Below are 20,782 nucleotides of genomic sequence, written 5' to 3'. Positions count from 1 at the left end.
GCTCCTGACCTTGGAAACGAGGATGCAGGTATGCCGAAGGAACAGTCGCCCGGGAAGCCGACGACACGCAGGTACAGCGCTGAGGAGAAGGCCGCCGCGGTGCGGATGGTCCGCACCTTGCGGGCTGAGCTGGGCGCCGAGCAGGGCACGGTGCAGCGCGTCGCTCGCCAACTCGGCTACGGCGTGGAATCGGTGCGCACCTGGGTCCGCCAGGCCGACATCGACGAAGGCCTGGCTCCTGGGGTGAGCACCTCGGAGTCAAAGAAGGTGCAGGAACTCGAACAGGAGATCCGAGAACTCAAGCGTGCCAACGAGATTCTAAAACGAGCAGCGAGTTTCTTCGGGGCGGAGCTCGACCGCCAACACAAGAAATAGTCGAGTTCATCGACGACAATCGCGAGGAGTTCGGGGTCGAGCCCATCTGCACGGTTCTGCGCAGCGCAGGCCTGCAGGTGGCCCTGAGCACCTACTACGACGCCAAAGCCCGGGTCCCGTCAGCGCGGGCCCTGCGTGACGCCGTCCTGGGGCCGGCGTTGTGTCAGCTCTGGAAAGACAACTACTGCGTCTACGGGGCCCGCAAGCTCTGGAAGACCGCCCGCCGCGACGGCTACGACGTCGGCCGCGATCAGGTGGCCCGGTTGATGCGGGCGGCCGGCATCGAAGGAGTCCGGCGCGGCAAACGGGTCCGCACCACCAAGCCTGATCCAGCGGCGGTGCGGCACCCGGATTTGGTGAAGCGGAACTTCACCGCGACGGCCCCGAACGACCTCTGGGTGACCGATCTGACATTCGTGCCGACCTGGGCGGGGGTGGCGTATGTGTGCTTCATCATCGATGCGTATTCGCGGATGATCGTGGGGTGGCGGGTGGCCAGCCATATGCGGACCTCGATGGTCCTCGACGCGGTGGAGATGGCGCGGTGGTCACGTGGCAATACGTTGCCGGGCTTGAGATGTCACTCAGATGCCGGGTCGCAATTCACCTCCATTCGCTATGGGGAAAGGCTCGCTGAGATCGGCGCAGTCCCGTCAATCGGGACGGTTGGGGATAGTTTCGATAACGCTCTGGCGGAGACGGTGAACGGCTACTACAAGGCCGAGCTGATCTACGGACCGGCTCGCAGCGGGCCGTGGAAGACCGTCGAAGACGTCGAACTCGCCACCCTCAGCTGGGTCTACTGGCACAACACCAGCCGACTGCACAGCTACCTTGGCGATATCCCACCTGCCGAGTTCGAAGCCGCGTTCTACGATGCATACCGGACCGACCAACCCTTGATCGGAATCCAATAGCCCGAGCCTCCGGGAAACCCAGGGCGTTTCACAGCGACGCTGCCGATACGCTTTGGGAACGCTACAGCGGACCCGACAACATGGCGTTCAACCGCAATTTCGCCACGTACGGACTTACCAGCCTGCAACCGCAGCAGGGTTTCAGCGGCACCTACCCGTACTGGGGTTTCCAAAAGGCCACGAGCGAAGACCTCGACCGGCTGATGAACTACACCCTCACCAGCTTGCCTGCGGCCCAAACCGCGGCCATTGTGTCGGAGATGCAACACCTCGACGCCAACCAGCAGTGGGGAGTGTGGGGAGCGGGCGCGGCCATGACTCCCGGCAACAAGAACGGGTGGTCCCAAGAACAGGGCGGCTGGGTCGTCAACAGCGTCGGTTTCGCCGGCCCTCGACAACGCTACACATTGGCGATCATGAACTCGCTCAACGGCGAAGGCGCCTACGACGACGGCGTGGAAACGACCACGCGGCTGGCGCAGATTCTGCTGGCGCCCGCTTAGCGGGATTCACCACCAACGGACCTAGGAAAACGTCCCAGAACGGGAAGAAACCTGCCGACGGCTTGACCATAGGACCGGTAGGCGTCCCCGTGCGTGTGAACGAGGTATGGCTCCTCCACCACGCGGACCTGCAATTCGATCGCCACGACCAGAAGAATCAATGCAGCCAGCGCCAACACATTCGGGACCATCAACGCCACGCCGGTCGCGAACGACAGCATCGCCGTGAAGATCGGGTTGCGCACAACCGCGAACGCGCCGCGGCGCACCAGGGTCGTAGACTCCTGCGGATCGACGCCTATCCGCCACGAATCGCCCATGTCGTTCTGCGCGTACAGCGTTCCGGCGAGACCCCCGAGTGCCAACACGGACCCCAATGCCTGAAGCCCCCAGGCCTCGAAAGCGGCGATTGGGGCTAGCACGCCAAACACCTGCAAAGCCGGCGCGAGGAGACCGAGCACCATGGCCACAACGAAACCGACGCCGGCGGCCCATTCCGGTGAGCCGGGCCGGCCGCTGATTCCGTGGAAGCCGGTGGAACCAGTAAGCCGATACTGGCGCCAACTCCGCCAGCCGAACCCGAGTGCGACGAACATCAAATACAGAGCTAGAGCACCTATTGCAGCCACCGCAACCACCTCCAAAATCAAACATATGCAAACATTGCAATATATGCAACTATCCAAAGAATGAGAGTGATCTGCAGGCCCGGCGCTAACTCGATGACGCGAGTCGCGTAGGCGCCATGTCCCCGCTTCTAAACCGGTGAGACCTTCCCCGGGCCACCAGTTCTGCTGGTGCGAGACATGTCCGTGGTTGGCGGTGATGCCCCCTGCCGATGACATCACCGGCTTGTTACGCGCACCATTGGCACATGAGAGTGGAGATCGTCTATTTCGAAGGGTGTCCGAATTGGCAGGAAGCCGGTGCCCTTGTGGGCGCGGCAGCAGCCGGACTAGTCAACGTCGAGATCACGTATCGGCGGGTCGCTACGGATGATGAGGCGGCGGCCTTGTCGTTCGCGGGCTCTCCAACGATTCTCGTCGATGGCATAGACGCTTTTGACGATGCGGTGCCGGTGATGGAGTTGGCGTGCCGGCTATATCAGACCGACGCCGGTTTGATGGGTTTGCCGACGGTTACCCAGCTCTTGGAGGCGTTGCGGCGGCGGCTGCCGATCGACTGATCGCGGCGTGCGGGCAGGCCAAGGCTTCGGTCAGATTGCGGCATGAATCTACCGAGCTGCACACTGACTCCTTCCGGTCGCGGGCAATGACTGAACCGGCTGCGGCGTGACGCTGGATCGCCCGAGCGCGCGGCGCGTACCGACGGGTTGGTGAGGCGTCTTCATCGAATCTTCATCGGAACTCGAACCGACCCATACGCGGAGTCCTGAGGCTGGACCGAGGCGGCGAGAGCGCTTGCCGTGTGTGTGGACGCATGGTGTCAGGAAGATGTATGAGAAGGGATGTGCGATGCAGCACAAGCGATACCGAACTGGGTTTGCGGCGATGGCGGCGGCGGCCCTGTTCGTCAGCGCCTGTTCGAATGCGACAACCGACTCTCAGTCATCGACCAGCAGCCCGGCGGCACCATCGGCCTCGCCCAGCGCTGCCAGCAGCGACGCTACCCATAACGACGCTGATGTGACGTTCGCCCAAGGCATGATTCCTCATCACCAGCAGGCGATCGAGATGAGCGACATGCTTCTCGGCAAGCAGGGCATCGATCCCGAGGTCATCTCACTCGCTGACGAGATCAAGAATGCTCAAGGCCCCGAGATCGAGCAGATGCAGGGTTGGCTCCAGGAGTGGGGGGCGTCGTCCTCGCCTGCACCTGCGACCAGCACCGCTATGCCTGGCCACGACATGCCTGCTCACCAGATGCCCGGCCGCGACATGGGCAAGATGCCTGGTATGGGCGGCAGCGGTCACGGCATGATGTCGGAAGCCGACATGGCTGCGCTGCAGAACGCGCAGGGCGCGGAGGCGAGCCGACTTTTCTTAACGCAGATGATCGCCCATCACAAGGGCGCAATCATGATGGCGCAGCAGGAGATCGACAACGGCCAGTTCCCCGCGGCGGTGGAGATGGCGCGCAACATCGTGTCCTCTCAGCAAGCGGAGATCGACACGATGCAGGGCATGCTGGACAAGTAGCGAGTTGCGGCGCCTGCCGGTCAGATTCGCGCTGAGTCAGCCGTGACAGGGGTTTGCTCGGTGCGCTCCGGGGTGATCGGCATGGCGAGGGTGAATGTTGCGCCGCCGCCGGGGCCCGCGCTCGCTACGGAGATGGCTCCGCCGTGGGCCTCGACCAGCGCTTTGGCGATGGCGAGCCCTAAACCGGCGCCGCCGTGCTCGCGGTCGCGGGCGGAGTCTGCCCGATAGAACCGCTCGAACACCCGGTTGACGTGCTCGGCGGCAATCCCTTCACCGGTGTCGGCGACGGCGATCCTCAACCGGTCGCCGTCGCGGACACAGTTGACTTCGACCGAGCCGCCGGAAGGCGTGTGCCGCAACGCATTTTCCAGCAGATTGCCCAGGACTTGGGAGAGTCGTTGCTCGTCGGCCCACAACGGCGGTAGCGCCTTCTGGAGGCGTACGCGTAGTGCGACTCCCTTGTTGTCGTAGCGTTCCTGCGCCGCGGCGACGCATCGGTGTGTCAAGCGGTCGACGTCAATGTTGGCGTACGACATGGAAACTGAACTTTCCTCGGCCTTGGCCAAGGCGGCGACGTCATTGGAGAATCGCACCAGCCGGCGGGTTTGGTCACGCAGCATGGTTGCCGTCTGCGGCGTCAAAGTGCGCACCCCGTCTTCGAGTGCCTCAATATAGGCCTCTAGCACCGCGACCGGTGTGCGGATCTCGTGCGCCAAGTCTCCAAAGAGCCGCTGTCTTGTCGAATCCACGGTTTGGAGCCGGGAAGCCATCTGGTTGAAGGCAGTGGAGAGTGCGTCGAAATCGTCGCCGAGGCGCGGCGATGACACGCGGACATCGTAATTCCCTTGAGCGACATCGGTGGCAGCGGAGGCAACCTCGGTGACGGACCGTTGGAGCCGTCGACTGACGTAGAAGCTGACGGCAAGCGCAGCCAGTGCCGACACCGCCAGGGCGCCCCCGATGGACATCACCGTCGCGTAGCCGTAGGCCTCCTCGGCGTGGACTTCCTCTGGCGAGTTCATCGGCACCCCCGCGCGGTGAAGATGCTCGCGAAACAGCGGAGGTCCGACGACGGCGGCCACCACCGCGGTCGTCACGGCCCCGGCTGCCAGCACAATCGCTTGGGCCGCCAGCAGCCGCAAGCCGATACCAGGACGGCCCCTCCGTCGACGTCGGCGAGCTGTGGACGCAGGCGGGGGAGTCACTGTCCGGTCCCCATCCGATATCCCACACCTCGCACCGTGGCGATGTAGCGCGGGCGTGCGGCATCATCGCCGAGTTTGCGCCGCAAGTGCCCGATGTGGACGTCGACGAGGTGCTCGTTGCCGACCCAGGGCCCGTCGCGAACAATTTCGAGAAGTTGACGCCGACTCAGCACAATGCCCGGCCGGCCTGAGAGCGCTTCGAGGATGTCGAACTCTGTGCGGGTCAACAAGATCTGTTCATCGTCGATGCCAACCTCACGGGCGGCGACGTCGACACTCAGCGCACCGAACCGACGCGGTGGTGCCACCTCACGTTCGGCGGTTGCGGTGGCCGATTGCAGGACGCGGGGCCGCCGCAGCATGGCCCGCACGCGCGCCACAAGCTCGCGCGGGCTGAAGGGTTTGGTGATGTAGTCGTCGGCGCCGACAGTGAGACCGAGGACTGTATCGAGTTCGGTATCACGAGCGGTGAGCATGACGACGTAGGCGTCGGAAAACGTGCGCAACTGTCTGCAGACTTCCAGTCCATCAATGCCGGGCAGGCCAAGGTCGAGAATGACGACATCGGGATCGAAGTCGCGCGCGACAGCGATAGCGTCGACACCGTTTCCGGCCACCACGGCCTCGAACTGATCGCGTTCCAGATAGCTAGCCACCACTTCGGCCAGCGGCAGTTCGTCGTCGACGACCAGCGCGCGGTATCCCTTCGCCTGCTCAGGCGATCTACCCGGGTGGTGCTCCATGCTCCACATGGTGCCCGCCGAAGCGGCCGCGGCGCCGCACGACTGCCGGAACGGCGCAATCTTCAGCAGATCTTTACGAGACTCATACCGATTCCATCCTGCAGCTGAGTGACGCTCACTGTGGAGGAGGGCCTTGCATGCGCTGGCTGATGGACGTCTGCCCGAACAGCCTCGGGTGGCAAACGTGGCTGATCCTGTGCGCCGTTGTCGTCGTGCTGTGGGCCGCCGCCATCGCCAGCGCGACGGCTCTGTTCCGCGCCGCAGCGCCGCAGCGCCGCAGCGAGCGGCGTGAGGCATTGGAGGAGCCCGTTCACAGCGGTCACGCTGGGGCGGACTGATGCGTTAACGGTGCAACCGCCACAGCGCTCGCTGTGAGGTGTCAGTACTCGATCAAGCGCGTGACGTAGGGTGTCATGCCGGAGGTGCGCACGGGGGAAATCTTGACGACGGACCCGGTGTAGGGAGCTTCGAGCATCATGCCGTCACCGAGATACATGGACTCGTGCTGGCTGGCGTTGGGGCCGTAGAAGATTAGATCACCACGTCGCATCTGCGATGACGGAACTTTGCGGCCGGCGTTGTACTGCGATCCGGAATAGTGGTCGAGCTTGATGCCGACGCCAGCGAAGGCGTACAGCATGAGCCCGGAGCAGTCGAAGCCGACGGTGTTGGCTCCCTGATCGATGCCCCGAGAGGGACCGTTGGCGTTGCCGCCGCCCCACGAGTAGGGAACTCCCAGTTGTGACATGGCGCGTCGGATCACGAACTCAGAGGCCTGCCGGCCGTTCAGGCTGGGGATGCGTCCATTGGTGATGCCGGGATCTGCGGCGGCGGCCGCCGGGGAGAGAATGCCCAGTTTGGTAAGGAACTTTCGGCCCATGTCGGCAGTCAGCTGCACCGAGGTCGCCATGATCTTGAGGATCGCGTTGATGATGGCTACCGGGTCGCCGGCCACATTGGCGCTGGGCACCATCGGCAGCGTGGTGTCCCAGAGGCCGGCGCCAGAATTGTCGGCCGGCAAAGAGTCGCTTCGGTCCCATTGGTCGCCGGGTGCCTGCGCGGCGCCGGGTTGAGGAACCGTGGGCGCAGTCGCGGTCCCTGCTACCGGCCGGGCGGCACCGAGTCGGGCTTGCGCCGAGTCACGTTCGGCGGCAAGCCTATTGATTTCGTCCTGCCATGCCGCGAAGGTCTGCTGCGCCTCCTGAAGGGCGGCGACCGCGTCGTCCTGGCGGCGCTGCGCCTCGGCGGCGGCGCCCTCAGCGCGCGCCCGGGCAGCCGTCGCGGTTGAGAGCTTGTTGGCGTGATCGGTCTGCCTGCGCACGAGGTCATCCCTGACCTTCTGGAAGCTGATGATCAGGCTCTGTTGCGTCGAGGCTCCAGCAAGGATTTCCTCCGGCCCGTTTGCCAGTGGCAGCGCACCCGACGGCCCGTTCATATACATCGATGCGGCGAACTGATCGAAGCGTTGTTGCGCGGCGTCGATCGCCACCTGACTGTCGGCGAGGCCCTGCTCACTGGCGGCAACCTCACGCTGCGCGTCCGCGAGAATGTCGCGAGCAGTAGCAATCTCGACGAGGGCCTTGTTGACGCCCTCTTGCTTGATCTGGATATTGGCACCGACATCGGCTACCCGCTGATTCGCCTCGGCGACAGCCGCAACCAGGGACGGAATGTCCTTGTTGTCGCCGTCTGGTGCGCCGTCATGTTCGGCAGCCGCGATACCTGAAGGGCTGAGCATCAGCGTCGACATCAGTGCGCAGAGTGTGAGAAGTGAAGTGAGGCAACGCATCGGATCTCCTCACCTGGGTTGAGCGTCGTTGGGCTACCGAGCGAGGGCCAGCGCACGGCATTCTCGGATCGGACCTACTGCCCAGCAAAGTACGGAGCACGATAGTAGGCAGTTGAAACGTACATCACTTGCACACCAGGAGAAACGCCAGTCACAGTCTCAAGTCGGTAACGACTCTGCAAGGCTCCGTGCACAACCCGCAGGCGGCCCCTCAATCATCGTCTGTCAACGCTGCGGCGAAGCTGATGCCCAGTTGACAGCTCCCGTGGTTGATCGGCTCCGCCCGCACGGCGGCGTGGAATGCACTGACGAGGCCATGAACACCGGGTGCGGCGCATCGGAACTTTCGAGGTCGGGCGCTACATTGGGGGTCTGGTAGGGGTCGATGGGCAAAGTACTCCAGCTCGTCGTGGACAGCAGGAGTGGCGCGGAATGGAACAGCGAGGGTTCGGCGACCCCAACGCAGTAGTCATGGATTGCGTGTGGGATTGCGCGGGGCCCATCACAGTGGGCGACGGCTTCGACGAGATCTCCCGGAAGCGCCAGTCCTACACCAGTGTGATGCCGACGATGGACAACCTGTACCGCGAGGGTCGGCTGAGGACTCAGCGCCGTGGGAAAGGCTATATATACCCGGCATCGATGGGCCACGAGGGGTGTTCAGCGCGGTTGATGCGGGCTGCTGTCGACTGCGCCGGTGATACCAGTGCGGTGTTGGGCTTCGTGGTCGATCAGATGAGCGCGGAGCAGTGGGCGCAACTGAAGGCGGCTACGTGTAGGGGGCGACGATGATGACTACGGCGCTGTGGCTGCTGCTCTACGGGGGTGCGCTTGCGTGGTTGGCTCCTCCGGTTCTGCGGCGGATGACCGGCCAGGGAATCAGCCCTCACATGGGAGTCGCCGCATGGCTAATCACGGTCGCCGCAACCCTGGCGGCTTGGCTGGTCGCGGTCTCAATGGTCATCGGCGCAACGGCGGACAGTATTCGCACCGGCGCGGTGGTGACGCTGTGTCTTGAACTGTTCGGATTTTCCGAACACACACCGATGGCGGGCAGGATCGGATCTGTTGCCCTCATCGGTATGGGGACCCTGACGTTGGGGTTCGGAGGACTCCGGATGAGCCGTAGCCTGTCCCGCCTACGCGCGCGGAGTCACGAGCACGCACATGCCGCGCGGATCATTGGCCGGCCCACCGGTCACCCCAACGTGGTCGTCGTGGACGCCGACCGGCCCGCCGCCTATTGTGTGGGCGGCCGCCTGAACACCATTATCGTCACCTCCGCGGCCATCAAGACGTTGAACCGGTCGCAACTGAAAGCGGTTCTGGCACACGAAAATGCCCACATCTCGGGGCGCCACCACCACATCCTCATGGGGCTGCGTGCCCTCGCCGTCACTTTGCCCCGCCTGCCACTTTTCGCTACGGCACGCCATTCTGTGGCAGAACTGCTGGAGATGTGCGCCGACGATACCGCCGCGCGGCGCGTCGGCACTCGCCCTCTGCTTGCCGGGCTGATTGCTCTGGCCGGACATCAACCTCCTGTGCACGAAGGCCTCGCCGCAGCGGGAACGGCGGTCGTCGCTCGAGCGGAACGATTGGTCACCCCCACGCGCCGCCATGTGCGATGGCGCCACCGTATCTGCTTAGCTGCCGCGATCATCGCCATGCTTGCGACACCAGCTCTCATCCAGCTGCTCTGCCACCACTGAGGACCTGACGACAGCCGGCACGATTGCGGCGGCGAAGACATCGACGCGGTCGACTGAAACCTAAATAGCCGACATCGGATGTCGCGAGAACACGCGCTGAAAGCGGATAGTCGACGACATGCGGGACGCCCGGGCTGTGATCTACGTAGTAACAACGTAGATCACGATATGCTGGTTGTCAGAACCCGCGTACGCAATCCAGTACCCGGCGATGCGCGACGTCGACAGGAGGCTGCCACGACCATCGAGTCACACCTCGGACTGGGTAGTGCCGCATCTCCGGTGGCGGCCGCCGGCCGCATCCGCGTTCTGCTCGTTGAGCCGCGACGCATCTACGCCGACATGCTGGCCCACCGTATGCACGCCGGAGATTTCGCCGTTACGGTCGCATGCTCGGAAACCGCAGCACTCACCGCTTTGCGTGTCGTTGACCCCGACGTGGTAGTGGTCTGCGTAGGGCCAACGGACCAGGGTGCTGCTGTCCTTGACCGTGTTCGTCAGGTGGCACACGGTGGCGTAGTCGCGCTTACTGATGCAGAGATGGCGCCGCTGGTGTCACGTGTCGCAGTGGTGGCGATCGGCGACTCGGAGATGCTGAGTACACGAATTAGACGCGCGCTCAGGCACATCGGCGTGTGCGGTGCGGCCGGCGATACGCAGCGACGGCAGATCGACGACCTCGTGGTCGATGTGGCGGCTCGGCGGGTGTACCAGCGAGGAAATGTTGTACAGCTCACTCGGACAGAGTTCGCGATCCTGCGGGCACTATCGGACAATCCGGGCGAACCCGTGACGTGCCGGCGACTCCAGGAGAGTCTCTGGGGAGCCTCGCATCCCGGCGGTCGGGCTGCTCTGGGGGTGCATGTCGGCAATCTCCGTCGCAAGCTCGGGGACGACCCCACCTGCCCGCGCTACGTCCGCACTGTCCGCGGCATCGGCTACTGTCTCGTCGGTTGATTCGGTCACCCGCTGAGGTGAATGGCTCTGCGGGCGTGCTAATTGGGCCTCGCGGTCAGCTCTCGATAATCCGGACGACGTAGGGTGTCATGCCCCCTGTTCGCACTGGGGAGACCTTGATCGGGACGCCGGTCTGCTGTGCCTCAATCATTTGACCGCCGCCCAGGTAGATAGCTTCGTGCTGACTCCCGCCCGGCCCCCAGAACAGCAAGTCGCCCCGCTTCGCTTGGGAGGGCGGCACCTTTCGGCCGGCGTCGTACTGGTCACCGGACCATCGCGGGAGCAGAACACCGACGCCGGCGAACGCGAACCGTGTCAGGCCTGAACAGTCAAAGCCCACGGTGCCTGCTCCCTGGTCGACGCCGCGGCTTGGACCGGTGAGGCTTCCGCCACCCCACGAGTAGGGAACACCGATTTGCGTTCCCGCCCTGCGAATCACGTACTCGATCGCTTGCGCACCATTGACCCGATTTCCGCGCACGCTCGTCGACGGATCCGCGGCGGGGCTGACGATTCCCAGGCTGCTGAGGAAGCTGCGACCCATATTCATGGCCGTCTGCGTCGCCATGGCCGTTGCCTGCAGCGATGCGTTCGCGATGGCAACCGGATCGCCGGGAGCGCCCGCGCTCGGTATCTTCGGAAGTAATGGGTCCCACGGCCCGGCGGCAGGTTGGGCCGACGCGACCGGTGCGCACGCGAGGAAAAGCAAGACGACGATAGCGATCACACCGGGGAGCCGTCGAACGCGTCCCGCAACAAGGATTGCCGGGTCGCAGCGGTCAGTGCTAGCAATTGCCGCACCCTTGCTCCGGACGTGTAATCCCATGTCTTCTCCTCGGTGCGCCCGGCGGTGAGTTACTTCACGCACCAATAGCGGGGCTGATCGCATACGTAGGGCGCAGCACCAAAAATACGTAGCTCCTACGTAGAAAAGCGTAACTCACAAAAGCCCCACCAGTAACACCAGCCACATAATTACAGTGGTGAAATTCGCTGCGGCCGTTCGCTTCGAATGCGGCAAGTATGGACTTAAACCCGTTTCACGGTCGGGAAGACGCGCGTGAATGGTGCGCGGACTCAAATGTGCGAGCTTCTCGGCAACGAGCTCTATAGGCCGTCGTCGGGCGTCAGCAACAATTCTGCCCCGAGCGGTTATTCGAAGCCTCGTCGGCGGTACGCGCCGCCATCGGTTATCGGGGAGTCGGTGGCTCCAGTCACGCCGGCAACCGCCCGTACGGCAACGACATCTCAGAAATGACCTCAAATGCACTGCGGAGTAATGGTTTTCAGATTCGCCGGGCATTGAAGCCATGTCGGCTCGGTGTCAAGAACTTCCGATGCTCAGACGTTGGCGTTTCCGGCCTTCCATTGCTCCCAGGGGATGTTCCAGTCGCCGAAGCCGTCGGTTCCCGACAGTGTGGGGCCGGTTGTGTTGATGACTTCCACGATGTCGCCGCGTCGGGTGTTGTCGTAGAACCAGCGGGCGTTGGCCGGGTTGACGTTGAGGCATCCGTGGCTGACGTTGGCGATGCCTTGGCTACCCACCGACCACGGCGCTGAGTGCACGTAGATGCCGCTGTAGGACATTTGGGTGGCCCATTCGACTTCGGTGCGGTACCCGTCGGGTGAGTTGACGGGGACTCCGTAGGTGGACGAATCCATCACCAGGAATGAGTAGCGGTCGCCGACGATGTAGGCGCCGTTGTCGGTGGGCGTTTTGGCTTTGCCCATGGAGATCGGCATGGTCTTGACGACTTCACCGTTGCGCCGCACGGTCATCGTCTTGGTGGCGTCATCGGCGGTGGCAATGATTTGGTCGCCTATTGTGAAGCGCGTGGTGACGTCATCCTGGCCGAATAGCCCGTCACCGAAGTCGACACCGTAAGCCTTCACCGACACCTCAACCTTCGTTCCGGGCTCCCAGTACTCGGCGGGGCGCCAGCGGACTTCACGATTGCTGAGCCAGTAGAAGGCGCCCTCAACCGGTGGGTTCGTGGTCACGGTGATCGCCTGCTGCGCCGCAACCCGGTTCGTGATGTTCTCGTCAAAGCGAATCGCAATGGGTTGACCCACGCCCACTGTTTCGCCGTCATTGGGCAAGACGTAGGGCATCGTCAGGTTTTCGGGGGAATGGGTTTCGAATGTTGCGCTGGTGCTTGTCGTTCCGCCAAGCCCTTGTGCTTGCGCCTGCAGGGTGTACTGCTTGTTGTAGCCCAGCGGTTCCGCCGATGACCATGTAACGCCGTCGGGGCCCAGTTGCCCGTCGACAAGTTCGCCCGCCTCGTTGGTCAGCGACACTTGGCCGAGAACACCGTCGCCGGCGGTAACGGTCACGGGGGCATCGACAGCGACGCCGATGGCACCATCAGTGACGGACGCTTCCAGTTTCGGTACGAGCAAGTCTGCGTAGGGCGTGCCCCTGTCGGTGATGACGTCGGGAGTGGGCGCCGCCGTCGGTGATGAGGTGCAGGCGGTCGCGATCAGCAGCACCGCCGCCGCGAGGACGGTCGTGCGCAGCCAGTGCGTCGTCGCTCGAAACGCTGGGGGGCAGCCTGTCTGCGGCATGCGTGGGGCTCTCCGTATCGGGTTGTCGTCATCGTCTAACGGGCGGGGCACCGCCTGGTGCGTCGCGAGGGCCGATCGCGGGCGACGGTTCACCGATCACGGGTATGTCTTCGAGTGTGCTTGTGAGTCGTTTGGCTTTCTTAGTCCTTCGATGAAGATTCGATAAAGCTGGCACTAAGGGCTGGCGTCTCGGGTTTGCGAGGACATGCGATGGGTCGCACATTGTGGGGGGATACCCCCGAGGGGTACTTTGCGGTTGTACCCGCGGCGGGTACCTCGCCGACTGGGAAGGCCCATCGCTCGTGACGACACAAGAGAAATTCCGGCGGCTCATCGAGAGTTCAACCACGCGGTCGATCGCCACGTGCATCGCCCTGTGCACGTTGAGCCAAATCGCCGGCGGGCGCCGCCCCATCAAGGCCGATAAGGGGAAATCCTGCTGCAGCTGACGGCTGGAGCTGCGCCACTCCTTTCGATGGCCCTAAGTATCCGGGTCCGACGTGGTGGCGAGGAACTGTTCAATTTCCGGGGCGCAAGCGCGCGCCAGGTCTTCGGCGTTGTCGAGCAGGTCGGACATTGTGGCCTCGGCGAGTACTCCGTGCGCAAGGACGTCGGCGAGGGTGCGCGCGAGTTGCGCGGGGTGACGTGGGTCATCGCCGGCGATGATGAGCGTCGGGGTGTCGATGCGTCGGAGTTCCTCGACTGTGGCGAAGGCCCGATCGTGACCGATTACCGCTGCGGCAGCGGCGCTTTGGGCGTCAGCGCGCGGAATGGCCTCGGTGACGAGGTTGGCAATGAGCGGCTGCAGGTGAGGAACACACAGCTCCCAGGCGGCCTGTAGACCGCGGGAGCGGGCGCGGTCGGCGAAGCGGTCCATCAGCTTTGCGTCTGCGGCCTTGTCGGCGTCGTCCTCGATGGCTTCAGCACTGATGATGACCGCGGGCCGGGCGATCCGGGGGTGTTGGAGACATGTCCGCAAGGCGATCGTGCCGCCGAGGCCGGCGCCGACAAGGTGGGCGGACGTGGCGTCGAGCGCGTGCATGATCGCGACGGTGTCGGTGACGTACTGATCCCAGAGGTGCAACGTCGGATCGGGACATCGCGATGCTCCATATCCTCGAATATCGGGCAGCGCAACGCGATACCGGCCAGCAAGGCGGGTGGTAAGCGGCCGCATGCTGTAGTGATCGGGCCCACCGCCGTGCAGCATGATGATCAGCTCGCCGCGGCCGATGACCTCCCCCATGAGCGGCCAGCCGTCATCCCCGATGTGCAACGTTCGCATCACCATTTGTCTCTCCCTTCGTCAGGAATGCCTCGGCCTGCGTCGACGCGGCATCAGCAAGAGCCCGAAGAACCCACCCTTGCACCATACCCTCGGGGGGTATACCTTGATGTACGCATACCCGGTAGGGGTACTACCGAGAGCGAAGATGGGAGTTCGGTCATGAGCACGATCACGTACGCCGTCACAGGAATGACCTGCGGGCACTGCGAGCTGTCAGTGCGGGAAGAAGTCAGCGGGGTCGCCGGTGTTCAAGACGTCGAGGTCAGCGCCACGGCGGGCACTCTGATCGTGACCTCCAGCGGTCCCGTCGATGACGCCCAGATCTTGCGTGCGGTCGACGAGGCCGGCTATTCGGCGGTGCGGGTCGTATGAACGCTGCAGGACGGTTGGCCGCTTTCGGTGCTGGACTGGCGGTGGCGTTCACGGCTGCGTACGTCACCGCCGCGGCGGTCGTCCCCGACACCGCGGTGACGGCCACTCAGCACGTTGGCGCTGAGCCCGCGGCTGATCACAGCGCGCCGACCGAGCAGGCGTTGCCGGTATCACCTCTGTCCGCTGATCCGCCGGGGCTGTCGCTCGCCCAAGACGGATACGCGCTCAGCCCGGTACGGGCACCCGGCAAGCCTGGCGATCGGGCCACGTTGAGCTTCACCATTGCTGATCCCAGCGGCACGCCGCTGCTGGACTACGCGACGGTGCACGACAAGCAGCTGCATCTCATCGTCGTCCGTTCCGATGGTCAGCATTTCGCGCACGTCCACCCGGTCCTGGACCAGACAACCGGAATGTGGTCGACGCCCTGGACGTGGAAGTCCGCCGGCACATACCGCGTGTTCGCGGATTTTCAGCCCGCCCAGGCCAGCAGCGCCAAACTCACGCTCACCCGCACCGTCGACGTGGCCGGCGAGCTGGCCCCGGCGCCCCGACTGACCACACGCACCTCGGATGAGATAGCCGGGTACACCGTGGAACTCGACGGTGCACTCACCGCGGGCCTGCCGAAGCAGGTCACAGCGAAGGTCACCCGTGACGGCGAACCGGTGACCACATTGCAGCCCTACCTGGGGGCATACGGGCACCTCGTCGCACTGCGGGAAGGTGACCTGGCGTACCTGCACGTGCACCCCGAAGGGGCTGAGCCGGTGGGGGACCGCACCGGTGGGCCTGCGGTGTCGTTCGCGGCGACCGCACCCACCGCCGGTCGCTACCTGCTCTACCTGGACTTCAAGGTCGACGACACTATGCACACCGCCACGTTCGTCGTCGACGCCGCACGCGGCGACACCCATCAGCCGCCAGAACCTTCGCGCGACGCCGGCCATGCCGGCGGGCACTGACGACGTTTGTCCGACCCAGAAACTGAAAGGCAGTGGCACTCATGACGACATCGATACCGGTGTCCGGCCCGAGCATTGAATTACGCATCGGGGGAATGACCTGTGCTTCGTGCGCCAACCGCATCGAGCGCAAGCTCAACAAGATCGATGGCGTTGCGGCAACGGTCAATTACGCGACCGAGAAGGCCACCGTCACGGTGCCCGACGGATACGATCCGGCGCTGCTGATCGCGGAGGTGCAAAACGCCGGATACAGCGCCGCGCTACCCACACCGGAGAAGCCCGCCCTGACTGGGGAGACAGGCGAAACCGAGGACCCCGACTTGGTGTCCCTGCGCCACCGCCTGACCGGTTCCGTGCTTCTGTCGGTGCCGGTCATCGCGATGGCGATGATCCCTGTGCTGCAGTTCACCTACTGGCAGTGGGCGTCGCTGGTGCTGGCTGCGCCGGTGATCGTCTGGGCGGCGTGGCCGTTTCACCGCGCCGCCTGGGCCAACCTGCGGCACGCCACGGCGACGATGGACACGCTCATCTCCCTGGGCACTTTGTCGGCCTTCCTGTGGTCGCTGTACGCGCTGTTCTTCGGGACGGCCGGCACCCCGGGAATGAAGCATCCGTTCGAATTGACGCTGGCACCGTCTCACGGCGCCGCCAACATCTATCTCGAAGTCGCTGCTGGCGTAACGACATTCATCCTTGCGGGGCGCTACTTCGAGAAACGGTCCAAACGGCAAGCCGGCGCGGCGTTGCGGGCCCTTCTGGAGATGGGCGCCAAGGAAGTGTCGGTGCTGCGCGACGGGGTGGAATCGAAGATCGCCGTCGAGGACCTGGTGGTGGGTGACGAGTTCGTCGTGCGCCCGGGGGAGAAGATCGCCACCGACGGGGTAGTGGCGTCGGGGACATCGGCGGTCGATGCCTCGATGCTGACCGGGGAATCGGTCCCCGTGGAGGTCGGTCCAGGTGACACCGTGGTCGGTGCGACCGTCAACGCCGGTGGGCGACTGGTGGTGCGCGCCGCCCGCGTCGGTTCCGACACCCAGTTGGCGCAGATGGCACAGCTGGTGGAGAACGCCCAGACCGGCAAGGCCCAGGTTCAGCGGCTGGCCGATCGCATTTCCGGTGTCTTCGTGCCGATCGTCCTCGCGATCGCGGTGATCACACTCGGCGCATGGTTGGGCGCGGGTTTCCCGGTCGCGGCGGCCTTCACCGCCGCGGTTGCCGTGCTGGTGATCGCCTGCCCCTGCGCGCTCGGTTTGGCCACGCCGACGGCACTTCTGGTGGGCACCGGTCGCGGCGCGCAAATGGGCGTTCTGATCAAGGGGCCGGAGGTGTTGGAGTCCACCCGTAAGGTCGACACCGTGGTGTTGGACAAGACCGGCACCGTCACCACCGGCAAGATGACCCTGGTCGACGTCGTCACCGCCCCGGGAACCGACCGCGGGAACCTGCTCCGGCTGGCCGGCGCATTGGAGAACGCCTCAGAGCACCCGATCGCCCAAGCCGTCGCCACCGCCGCGACCGAAGAACTCGGGACGCTGCCCACCCCTGAGGATTTCGCCAATGTGGAAGGCAAGGGTGTGCAGGGCATCGTGGACGGACACGCCGTCGTCGTGGGGCGCGAGTCACTGCTCGCCGACTGGTCCCAGCACCTGAGTCCAGAGTTGGCGCGGGCGAAAGCCAGTGCGGAAGCTCAGGGGAAGACTGCGGTCGCTGTCGGCTGGGACGGCGAGGCTCGCGGCGTACTCGTCGTCGCGGATACCGTGAAACCGACCAGTGCGCAGGCGATCTCACAGATGCGCGAGATTGGTTTGACGCCTGTGCTGCTCACCGGTGACAACGAGGCCGTCGCCCGGCAGATCGCCGCCGAGGTCGGCATCGACACCGTGATCGCCGAGGTGATGCCCAAGGACAAGGTCGACGTCATTGTCCGGCTGCAAGCCGAGGGTAAAACGGTGGCGATGGTCGGCGATGGCGTCAACGATGCGCCTGCCCTCGCCCAAGCCGACCTCGGCCTGGCTATGGGTACCGGAACCGACGTGGCGATCGAAGCCTCCGACATCACTTTGGTACGCGGTGACCTGCGAAGCGCCGTCGACGCGATCCGGCTGTCCCGCAGAACACTATCGACGATCAAGACGAACCTGTTCTGGGCGTTCGTCTACAACGTCGCCGCCATACCGGTTGCTGCACTGGGCATGCTCAACCCGATGCTCGCCGGCGCGGCCATGGCGTTCTCCAGCGTCTTCGTCGTGGGCAACAGCCTGCGACTGCGCGGCTTCACATCCACATCCACATCCTCTGCCCCTACCCACTGAACCCCTTCTGCATCAAGGAGAACTCATGTCCGACAACAAGAACCTGACGTCGAGCTGCTGCTGCAGCGGCTCAACACAAGACCTCGACACGACGGTCATCAATCCTGGGGCCACGAACCTCCTTGACCCCGCAACGGACCAGACAACATGCCCGGTCATGCCCGGCACGCCAGTGAACAAGGCGGCCGCCGAAGCCGCGGGCCTATTCCGCGACTACCGAGGCCGACGGTACTGGTTCTGCTGCAAAGGATGTGGACCGCGCTTCGACCGAGACCCCGACAAGTACGCCAGCGCGGCGTGACCGACCTGCCGAACCCCGGCCTCCCAACCCACACACCGAAGGAGTTGCCATGACTCACGTCGACGACGCTGACCACTGCCCGGCATCGGGTTCAGTCCACCACGGCTACATCACCGACAAGGACAAATACCTCAAACGCTTGAAACGCATTGAAGGCCAAGCCCGCGGCATCAGCCGGATGATCGAGGAGGAACGCTATTGCATCGACATCCTCACCCAAGCCGACGCACTGACCAAAGCCCTGCAAAGCGTCGCGCTGGCACTGCTCGACGACCATCTTCGACACTGCGTTCGAGACGCTGCTGCCGCCGGGGGACCCGCCGCCGATGCCAAACTCACCGAAGCATCCGAAGCCATCGCCCGACTCGTGCGGTCATGACCCGCAACGGCGTTGCACCGACACGGCCGCCTGGGATCGTCGCCGCTGCGCACCCTGGCGCGAACCGACCCGTGAGACTCCTCAAGGAGAGCGCAACATGACTAACCACGACGAGCACGCCATAGCGGCATCGCACACCGGCGTTCATGCCGACCATGACGACCAGGGCGAGCACGCTGTTCAGGACACCAACGTCCACCACGACAACCGTGGTGACCATGGGGGTCACGCCGGCCACGGCGCCGATCATGTTGCTGTGTTCCGGAAGTTGTTCTGGATCAACTTGATTATCGCCATCCCGGTCATCGCGTTCTCGACCATGTTCGCGATGCTGCTCGGCTACGAAGTGCCCGACGTCCCAGGTGGCCGCTGGATCGCGCCCCTGCTGGGCACAGTCATGTACGTCGTCGGCGGTCGCCCCTTCCTCACCGGCGCCGTCAGCGAAATCCGTTCCCGCAAACCGGGAATGATGCTGCTCATCGGTCTGGCCATCACCGTCGCATTCTTTGCCTCCTGGGGTGCGAGCCTGGGTGTGCTCCACCACGAACTGGAGTTCTGGTGGGAACTGGCGCTGCTGATCGTGATCATGCTGCTCGGCCACTGGTTCGAGATGCGCTCCCTGGCTCAGACCACCTCCGCATTGGACTCCCTGGCAGCCCTGCTGCCCGACGAGGCCGAGAAGGTCGACGGTGACCGCATCATCACCGTTTCACCCGCCGACCTGCAGGTGGGAGATCTGGTGGTGGTGCGACCCGGCGGCAGCGTCCCCGCCGACGGCAGAATCGTCGAGGGGCGAGCGGACATGGACGAGTCGATGGTGACCGGTGAATCGCGGCCGGTGGCCCGCGGCGTCGGAGATGCGGTGACGGCTGGAACTGTCGCCACCGATTCCGGGTTGCGGGTCGAAATCACCGCCACCGGTGACGACACCGCCCTGGCGGGAATCCAGCGGCTGGTTACCGAAGCGCAGAACTCGTCCTCGCGAGCCCAGCGCCTCGCCGACCGGGCGGCCGGGTGGCTGTTCTGGTTTGCCCTGGGGACTGCTGCCATCACAGCCGTGGCGTGGTCGATTGTCGGAGACCCCGACGCCTCGGTCATAAGAGCCATTACCGTGCTCGTCATCGCCTGCCCCCATGCGTTGGGATTAGCGATACCACTTGTCGTCTCGATCGCCACCGAACGCGCTGCGCGGGGAGGCGTGCTGATCAAGGATCGCCTGGCCCTAGAAGGCATGCGCACCGTCGACGCCGTTCTCTTCGACAAAACCGGCACCCTGACAAAGGGCGAACCAACCGTGACCGCGATCGAGGTCCGCGGCGACCTCGACGACGACTCCGTGCTCGCCCTCGCGGCCGCCGCCGAAGCCGACAGTGAACACCCCCTGGCACGAGCGATCGTGAAAGCCGCCGACGAGCGGGGACTGACTGTGCCACGCGCGAAAGGCTTCTCGTCGTCTCCCGCCGTCGGCGTGACTGCCACGGTCGACGGGCACGAGATCCGCGTGGGCGGCCCCCGCCTGCTCGAAGAGATCGGCGCGCAAGAGGTTCACGCGGCGACCTCGTGGCGCGACGAGGGCGCGATCATCCTGCACGTCATCCGAGACGGTGCTGTGGTCGGCGGCCTCCGCCTGGCCGACGAGATCCGCCCCGAGTCGCGCGACGCCGTCGATGCCTTGCACAAGCTCGGCGTCGAGGTGGTCATGATCACCGGTGACGCCGAAGCGGTCGCGCAGGCGGTAGGTCACGAACTCGGCATAGATCGGGTGTTCGCCGGAGTACGCCCGGAAGACAAGGCGTCGAAAGTTGCTGCGCTGCAACAGGAGGGCAAGAAGGTCGCCGTGGTTGGCGATGGCGTCAACGATGCCCCCGCGTTGGCGCAGGCCGACGTTGGCATCGCGATCGGCGCCGGCACAGATGTTGCCATCGCCTCTGCCGGTGTGATCCTGGCAAGCTCCGACCCGCGCTCGGTGCTGTCGGTCATCGAACTGTCGCGAGCCAGCTACCGAAAAATGAAGCAGAACCTCTGGTGGGGCGCCGGATACAACCTCATCGCAGTGCCGCTGGCTGCCGGTGTGCTCGCACCGATCGGATTCGTCTTACCGATGTCAGTCGGCGCCATCCTCATGTCACTGTCGACGATCGTCGTGGCGCTCAACGCGCAACTGTTGCGCCGCCTCGACCTGAGCCCTGAGGCCAGCACACGCGCGGTTCTCAACCGTTAGGACTGGTTAGCGGCGG

At 64.6% G+C, this 20,782-nt stretch carries 20 protein-coding genes, 1 pseudogene and 1 other annotated feature; of the genes and pseudogenes, 14 read left to right on the top strand and 7 right to left on the bottom strand.

From position 1 onward, the window contains the following. Window positions 1–30: 30 nt before the first annotated feature. Together KXD97_RS24270 and KXD97_RS24265 are read left to right on the top strand one after the other, a co-directional pair. Window positions 31–1,292, top strand: a protein-coding gene (locus tag KXD97_RS24270; RefSeq protein ID WP_260752978.1) for an IS3 family transposase whose coding sequence is annotated in 2 segments (ribosomal slippage) — window positions 31–334 and window positions 334–1,292 — 1,263 coding nt in all. Because the reading frame shifts where the segments join, the coding sequence is not laid out codon by codon here. Further along, window positions 330–461 (top strand) — a sequence feature (AL1L pseudoknot). Its footprint overlaps the gene before it by 132 nt. 32 nt (window positions 1,293–1,324) lie before the next feature. Continuing rightward, window positions 1,325–1,795: pseudogene (locus tag KXD97_RS24265) on the top strand (tat pathway signal sequence); the annotation flags it as partial. Here KXD97_RS24265 and KXD97_RS24260 read toward each other — a convergent pair. After that, on the bottom strand, window positions 1,792–2,391 hold the full coding sequence (locus KXD97_RS24260) for an isoprenylcysteine carboxylmethyltransferase family protein (protein WP_041800688.1): 600 nt from the start codon (window positions 2,389–2,391) through the stop codon (window positions 1,792–1,794). The pseudogene KXD97_RS24265 and the gene KXD97_RS24260 overlap by 4 nt on opposite strands. A gap of 278 nt (window positions 2,392–2,669) precedes the next feature. On the opposite strand from KXD97_RS24260, the gene KXD97_RS24255 reads away from it, so the two are divergent. Together KXD97_RS24255 and KXD97_RS24250 are read left to right on the top strand one after the other, a co-directional pair. Beyond that, complete coding sequence (locus KXD97_RS24255; protein WP_041800031.1) at window positions 2,670–2,981, top strand: hypothetical protein; 312 nt, start codon at window positions 2,670–2,672, stop codon at window positions 2,979–2,981. A gap of 289 nt (window positions 2,982–3,270) precedes the next feature. Then, window positions 3,271–3,954 carry a DUF305 domain-containing protein gene (locus KXD97_RS24250; RefSeq protein ID WP_041800035.1) on the top strand — a complete coding sequence of 228 codons (684 nt, stop codon included), beginning with the start codon at window positions 3,271–3,273 and terminating at the stop codon, window positions 3,952–3,954. Between the two features lie 20 nt (window positions 3,955–3,974). Here KXD97_RS24250 and KXD97_RS24245 read toward each other — a convergent pair whose 3' ends face one another. After that, window positions 3,975–5,159, bottom strand: a complete 1,185-nt coding sequence (locus KXD97_RS24245; protein WP_260752976.1) for an ATP-binding protein — start codon at window positions 5,157–5,159, stop codon at window positions 3,975–3,977. Beyond that, window positions 5,156–5,911, bottom strand: a complete 756-nt coding sequence (locus KXD97_RS24240) for a response regulator transcription factor (RefSeq protein ID WP_011893718.1) — start codon at window positions 5,909–5,911, stop codon at window positions 5,156–5,158. Before KXD97_RS24240 ends, KXD97_RS24245 begins: the two co-directional genes overlap by 4 nt. A 128-nt stretch (window positions 5,912–6,039) precedes the next feature. On the opposite strand from KXD97_RS24240, the gene KXD97_RS24235 reads away from it, so the two are divergent. Beyond that, complete coding sequence (locus tag KXD97_RS24235) at window positions 6,040–6,240, top strand: hypothetical protein (protein WP_236728450.1); 201 nt, start codon at window positions 6,040–6,042, stop codon at window positions 6,238–6,240. 41 nt (window positions 6,241–6,281) lie between these two features. Here KXD97_RS24235 and ripA read toward each other — a convergent pair whose 3' ends face one another. Further along, on the bottom strand, window positions 6,282–7,652 hold the full coding sequence (gene ripA / locus KXD97_RS24230; protein ID WP_396884551.1) for an NlpC/P60 family peptidoglycan endopeptidase RipA: 1,371 nt from the start codon (window positions 7,650–7,652) through the stop codon (window positions 6,282–6,284). 471 nt (window positions 7,653–8,123) lie between these two features. Here ripA and KXD97_RS24225 point away from each other — a divergent pair, with 471 nt between their 5' ends. From KXD97_RS24225 to KXD97_RS24215, 3 genes are all read left to right on the top strand, one after another. Continuing rightward, entirely contained in the window at window positions 8,124–8,483 is a 360-nt protein-coding gene (locus KXD97_RS24225) for a BlaI/MecI/CopY family transcriptional regulator (protein WP_260752974.1), read from the top strand. After that, a complete protein-coding gene (locus KXD97_RS24220; protein ID WP_041800692.1) occupies window positions 8,483–9,403 on the top strand; it encodes a M56 family metallopeptidase in 921 nt (306 codons plus the stop codon). The genes KXD97_RS24225 and KXD97_RS24220 overlap by 1 nt, the downstream gene beginning before the upstream one ends. A 282-nt stretch (window positions 9,404–9,685) precedes the next feature. Next, window positions 9,686–10,360 carry a response regulator transcription factor gene (locus KXD97_RS24215; protein WP_043416012.1) on the top strand — a complete coding sequence of 225 codons (675 nt, stop codon included), beginning with the start codon at window positions 9,686–9,688 and terminating at the stop codon, window positions 10,358–10,360. 55 nt (window positions 10,361–10,415) lie between these two features. Here the strand turns inward: KXD97_RS24215 and ripB are convergent, their stop codons facing one another. The 3 genes from ripB to KXD97_RS24200 form a co-directional block, all read right to left on the bottom strand. After that, window positions 10,416–11,186 carry an NlpC/P60 family peptidoglycan endopeptidase RipB gene (gene ripB, locus KXD97_RS24210; RefSeq protein ID WP_011893723.1) on the bottom strand — a complete coding sequence of 257 codons (771 nt, stop codon included), beginning with the start codon at window positions 11,184–11,186 and terminating at the stop codon, window positions 10,416–10,418. Between the two features lie 515 nt (window positions 11,187–11,701). Next, the gene (locus KXD97_RS24205) at window positions 11,702–12,925 is read right to left on the bottom strand and encodes an Ig-like domain-containing protein (protein ID WP_260752968.1); all 1,224 of its coding nucleotides are present in this window, start codon (window positions 12,923–12,925) and stop codon (window positions 11,702–11,704) included. Between the two features lie 481 nt (window positions 12,926–13,406). Then, window positions 13,407–14,216, bottom strand: a complete 810-nt coding sequence (locus KXD97_RS24200; protein WP_011893726.1) for an alpha/beta fold hydrolase — start codon at window positions 14,214–14,216, stop codon at window positions 13,407–13,409. Between the two features lie 156 nt (window positions 14,217–14,372). Here KXD97_RS24200 and KXD97_RS24195 point away from each other — a divergent pair, with 156 nt between their 5' ends. From KXD97_RS24195 to KXD97_RS24170, 6 genes are all read left to right on the top strand, one after another. Continuing rightward, entirely contained in the window at window positions 14,373–14,585 is a 213-nt protein-coding gene (locus KXD97_RS24195; RefSeq protein ID WP_041800043.1) for a heavy-metal-associated domain-containing protein, read from the top strand. Next, window positions 14,582–15,550, top strand: a complete 969-nt coding sequence (locus KXD97_RS24190) for a heavy-metal-associated domain-containing protein (protein WP_260752966.1) — start codon at window positions 14,582–14,584, stop codon at window positions 15,548–15,550. The genes KXD97_RS24195 and KXD97_RS24190 overlap by 4 nt, the downstream gene beginning before the upstream one ends. 41 nt (window positions 15,551–15,591) lie before the next feature. Next, window positions 15,592–17,865: a cation-translocating P-type ATPase gene (locus tag KXD97_RS24185; RefSeq protein WP_011893729.1), complete on the top strand. Its 2,274-nt coding sequence runs from the start codon at window positions 15,592–15,594 to the stop codon at window positions 17,863–17,865. 25 nt (window positions 17,866–17,890) lie between these two features. After that, entirely contained in the window at window positions 17,891–18,166 is a 276-nt protein-coding gene (locus KXD97_RS24180; protein WP_011893730.1) for a YHS domain-containing protein, read from the top strand. 49 nt (window positions 18,167–18,215) lie between these two features. Further along, window positions 18,216–18,545, top strand: coding sequence for a metal-sensitive transcriptional regulator (locus KXD97_RS24175; RefSeq protein ID WP_011893731.1), 330 nt, complete (start codon window positions 18,216–18,218; stop codon window positions 18,543–18,545). A 97-nt stretch (window positions 18,546–18,642) separates the two neighbouring features. Next, window positions 18,643–20,766: a heavy metal translocating P-type ATPase gene (locus KXD97_RS24170; protein WP_260752961.1), complete on the top strand. Its 2,124-nt coding sequence runs from the start codon at window positions 18,643–18,645 to the stop codon at window positions 20,764–20,766. The last annotated feature ends 16 nt before the right edge of the window (window positions 20,767–20,782 follow it).

Source organism: Mycobacterium sp. SMC-8, assembly GCF_025263565.1.
Lineage (GTDB): Bacteria > Actinomycetota > Actinomycetes > Mycobacteriales > Mycobacteriaceae > Mycobacterium.
This window is presented reverse-complemented; position numbering and strand designations above follow the sequence as displayed.

Coding starts and splice junctions, on each gene's coding strand:
- KXD97_RS24220 (WP_041800692.1), top strand. CDS start 8,483: ATGACTACGGCGCTGTGGCTGCTGCTCTACGGGGGTGCGCTTGCGTGG.
- KXD97_RS24225 (WP_260752974.1), top strand. CDS start 8,124: ATGGAACAGCGAGGGTTCGGCGACCCCAACGCAGTAGTCATGGATTGC.
- KXD97_RS24255 (WP_041800031.1), top strand. CDS start 2,670: ATGAGAGTGGAGATCGTCTATTTCGAAGGGTGTCCGAATTGGCAGGAA.
- KXD97_RS24250 (WP_041800035.1), top strand. CDS start 3,271: ATGCAGCACAAGCGATACCGAACTGGGTTTGCGGCGATGGCGGCGGCG.
- KXD97_RS24200 (WP_011893726.1), bottom strand. CDS start 14,216: ATGGTGATGCGAACGTTGCACATCGGGGATGACGGCTGGCCGCTCATG.
- KXD97_RS24175 (WP_011893731.1), top strand. CDS start 18,216: ATGACTCACGTCGACGACGCTGACCACTGCCCGGCATCGGGTTCAGTC.
- KXD97_RS24260 (WP_041800688.1), bottom strand. CDS start 2,391: ATGTTCGTCGCACTCGGGTTCGGCTGGCGGAGTTGGCGCCAGTATCGG.
- KXD97_RS24240 (WP_011893718.1), bottom strand. CDS start 5,911: ATGTGGAGCATGGAGCACCACCCGGGTAGATCGCCTGAGCAGGCGAAG.
- KXD97_RS24180 (WP_011893730.1), top strand. CDS start 17,891: ATGTCCGACAACAAGAACCTGACGTCGAGCTGCTGCTGCAGCGGCTCA.
- KXD97_RS24190 (WP_260752966.1), top strand. CDS start 14,582: ATGAACGCTGCAGGACGGTTGGCCGCTTTCGGTGCTGGACTGGCGGTG.
- ripB (WP_011893723.1), bottom strand. CDS start 11,186: ATGGGATTACACGTCCGGAGCAAGGGTGCGGCAATTGCTAGCACTGAC.
- KXD97_RS24205 (WP_260752968.1), bottom strand. CDS start 12,925: ATGCCGCAGACAGGCTGCCCCCCAGCGTTTCGAGCGACGACGCACTGG.
- ripA (WP_396884551.1), bottom strand. CDS start 7,652: ATGTCGACGCTGATGCTCAGCCCTTCAGGTATCGCGGCTGCCGAACAT.
- KXD97_RS24185 (WP_011893729.1), top strand. CDS start 15,592: ATGACGACATCGATACCGGTGTCCGGCCCGAGCATTGAATTACGCATC.
- KXD97_RS24195 (WP_041800043.1), top strand. CDS start 14,373: ATGAGCACGATCACGTACGCCGTCACAGGAATGACCTGCGGGCACTGC.
- KXD97_RS24170 (WP_260752961.1), top strand. CDS start 18,643: ATGACTAACCACGACGAGCACGCCATAGCGGCATCGCACACCGGCGTT.
- KXD97_RS24235 (WP_236728450.1), top strand. CDS start 6,040: ATGCGCTGGCTGATGGACGTCTGCCCGAACAGCCTCGGGTGGCAAACG.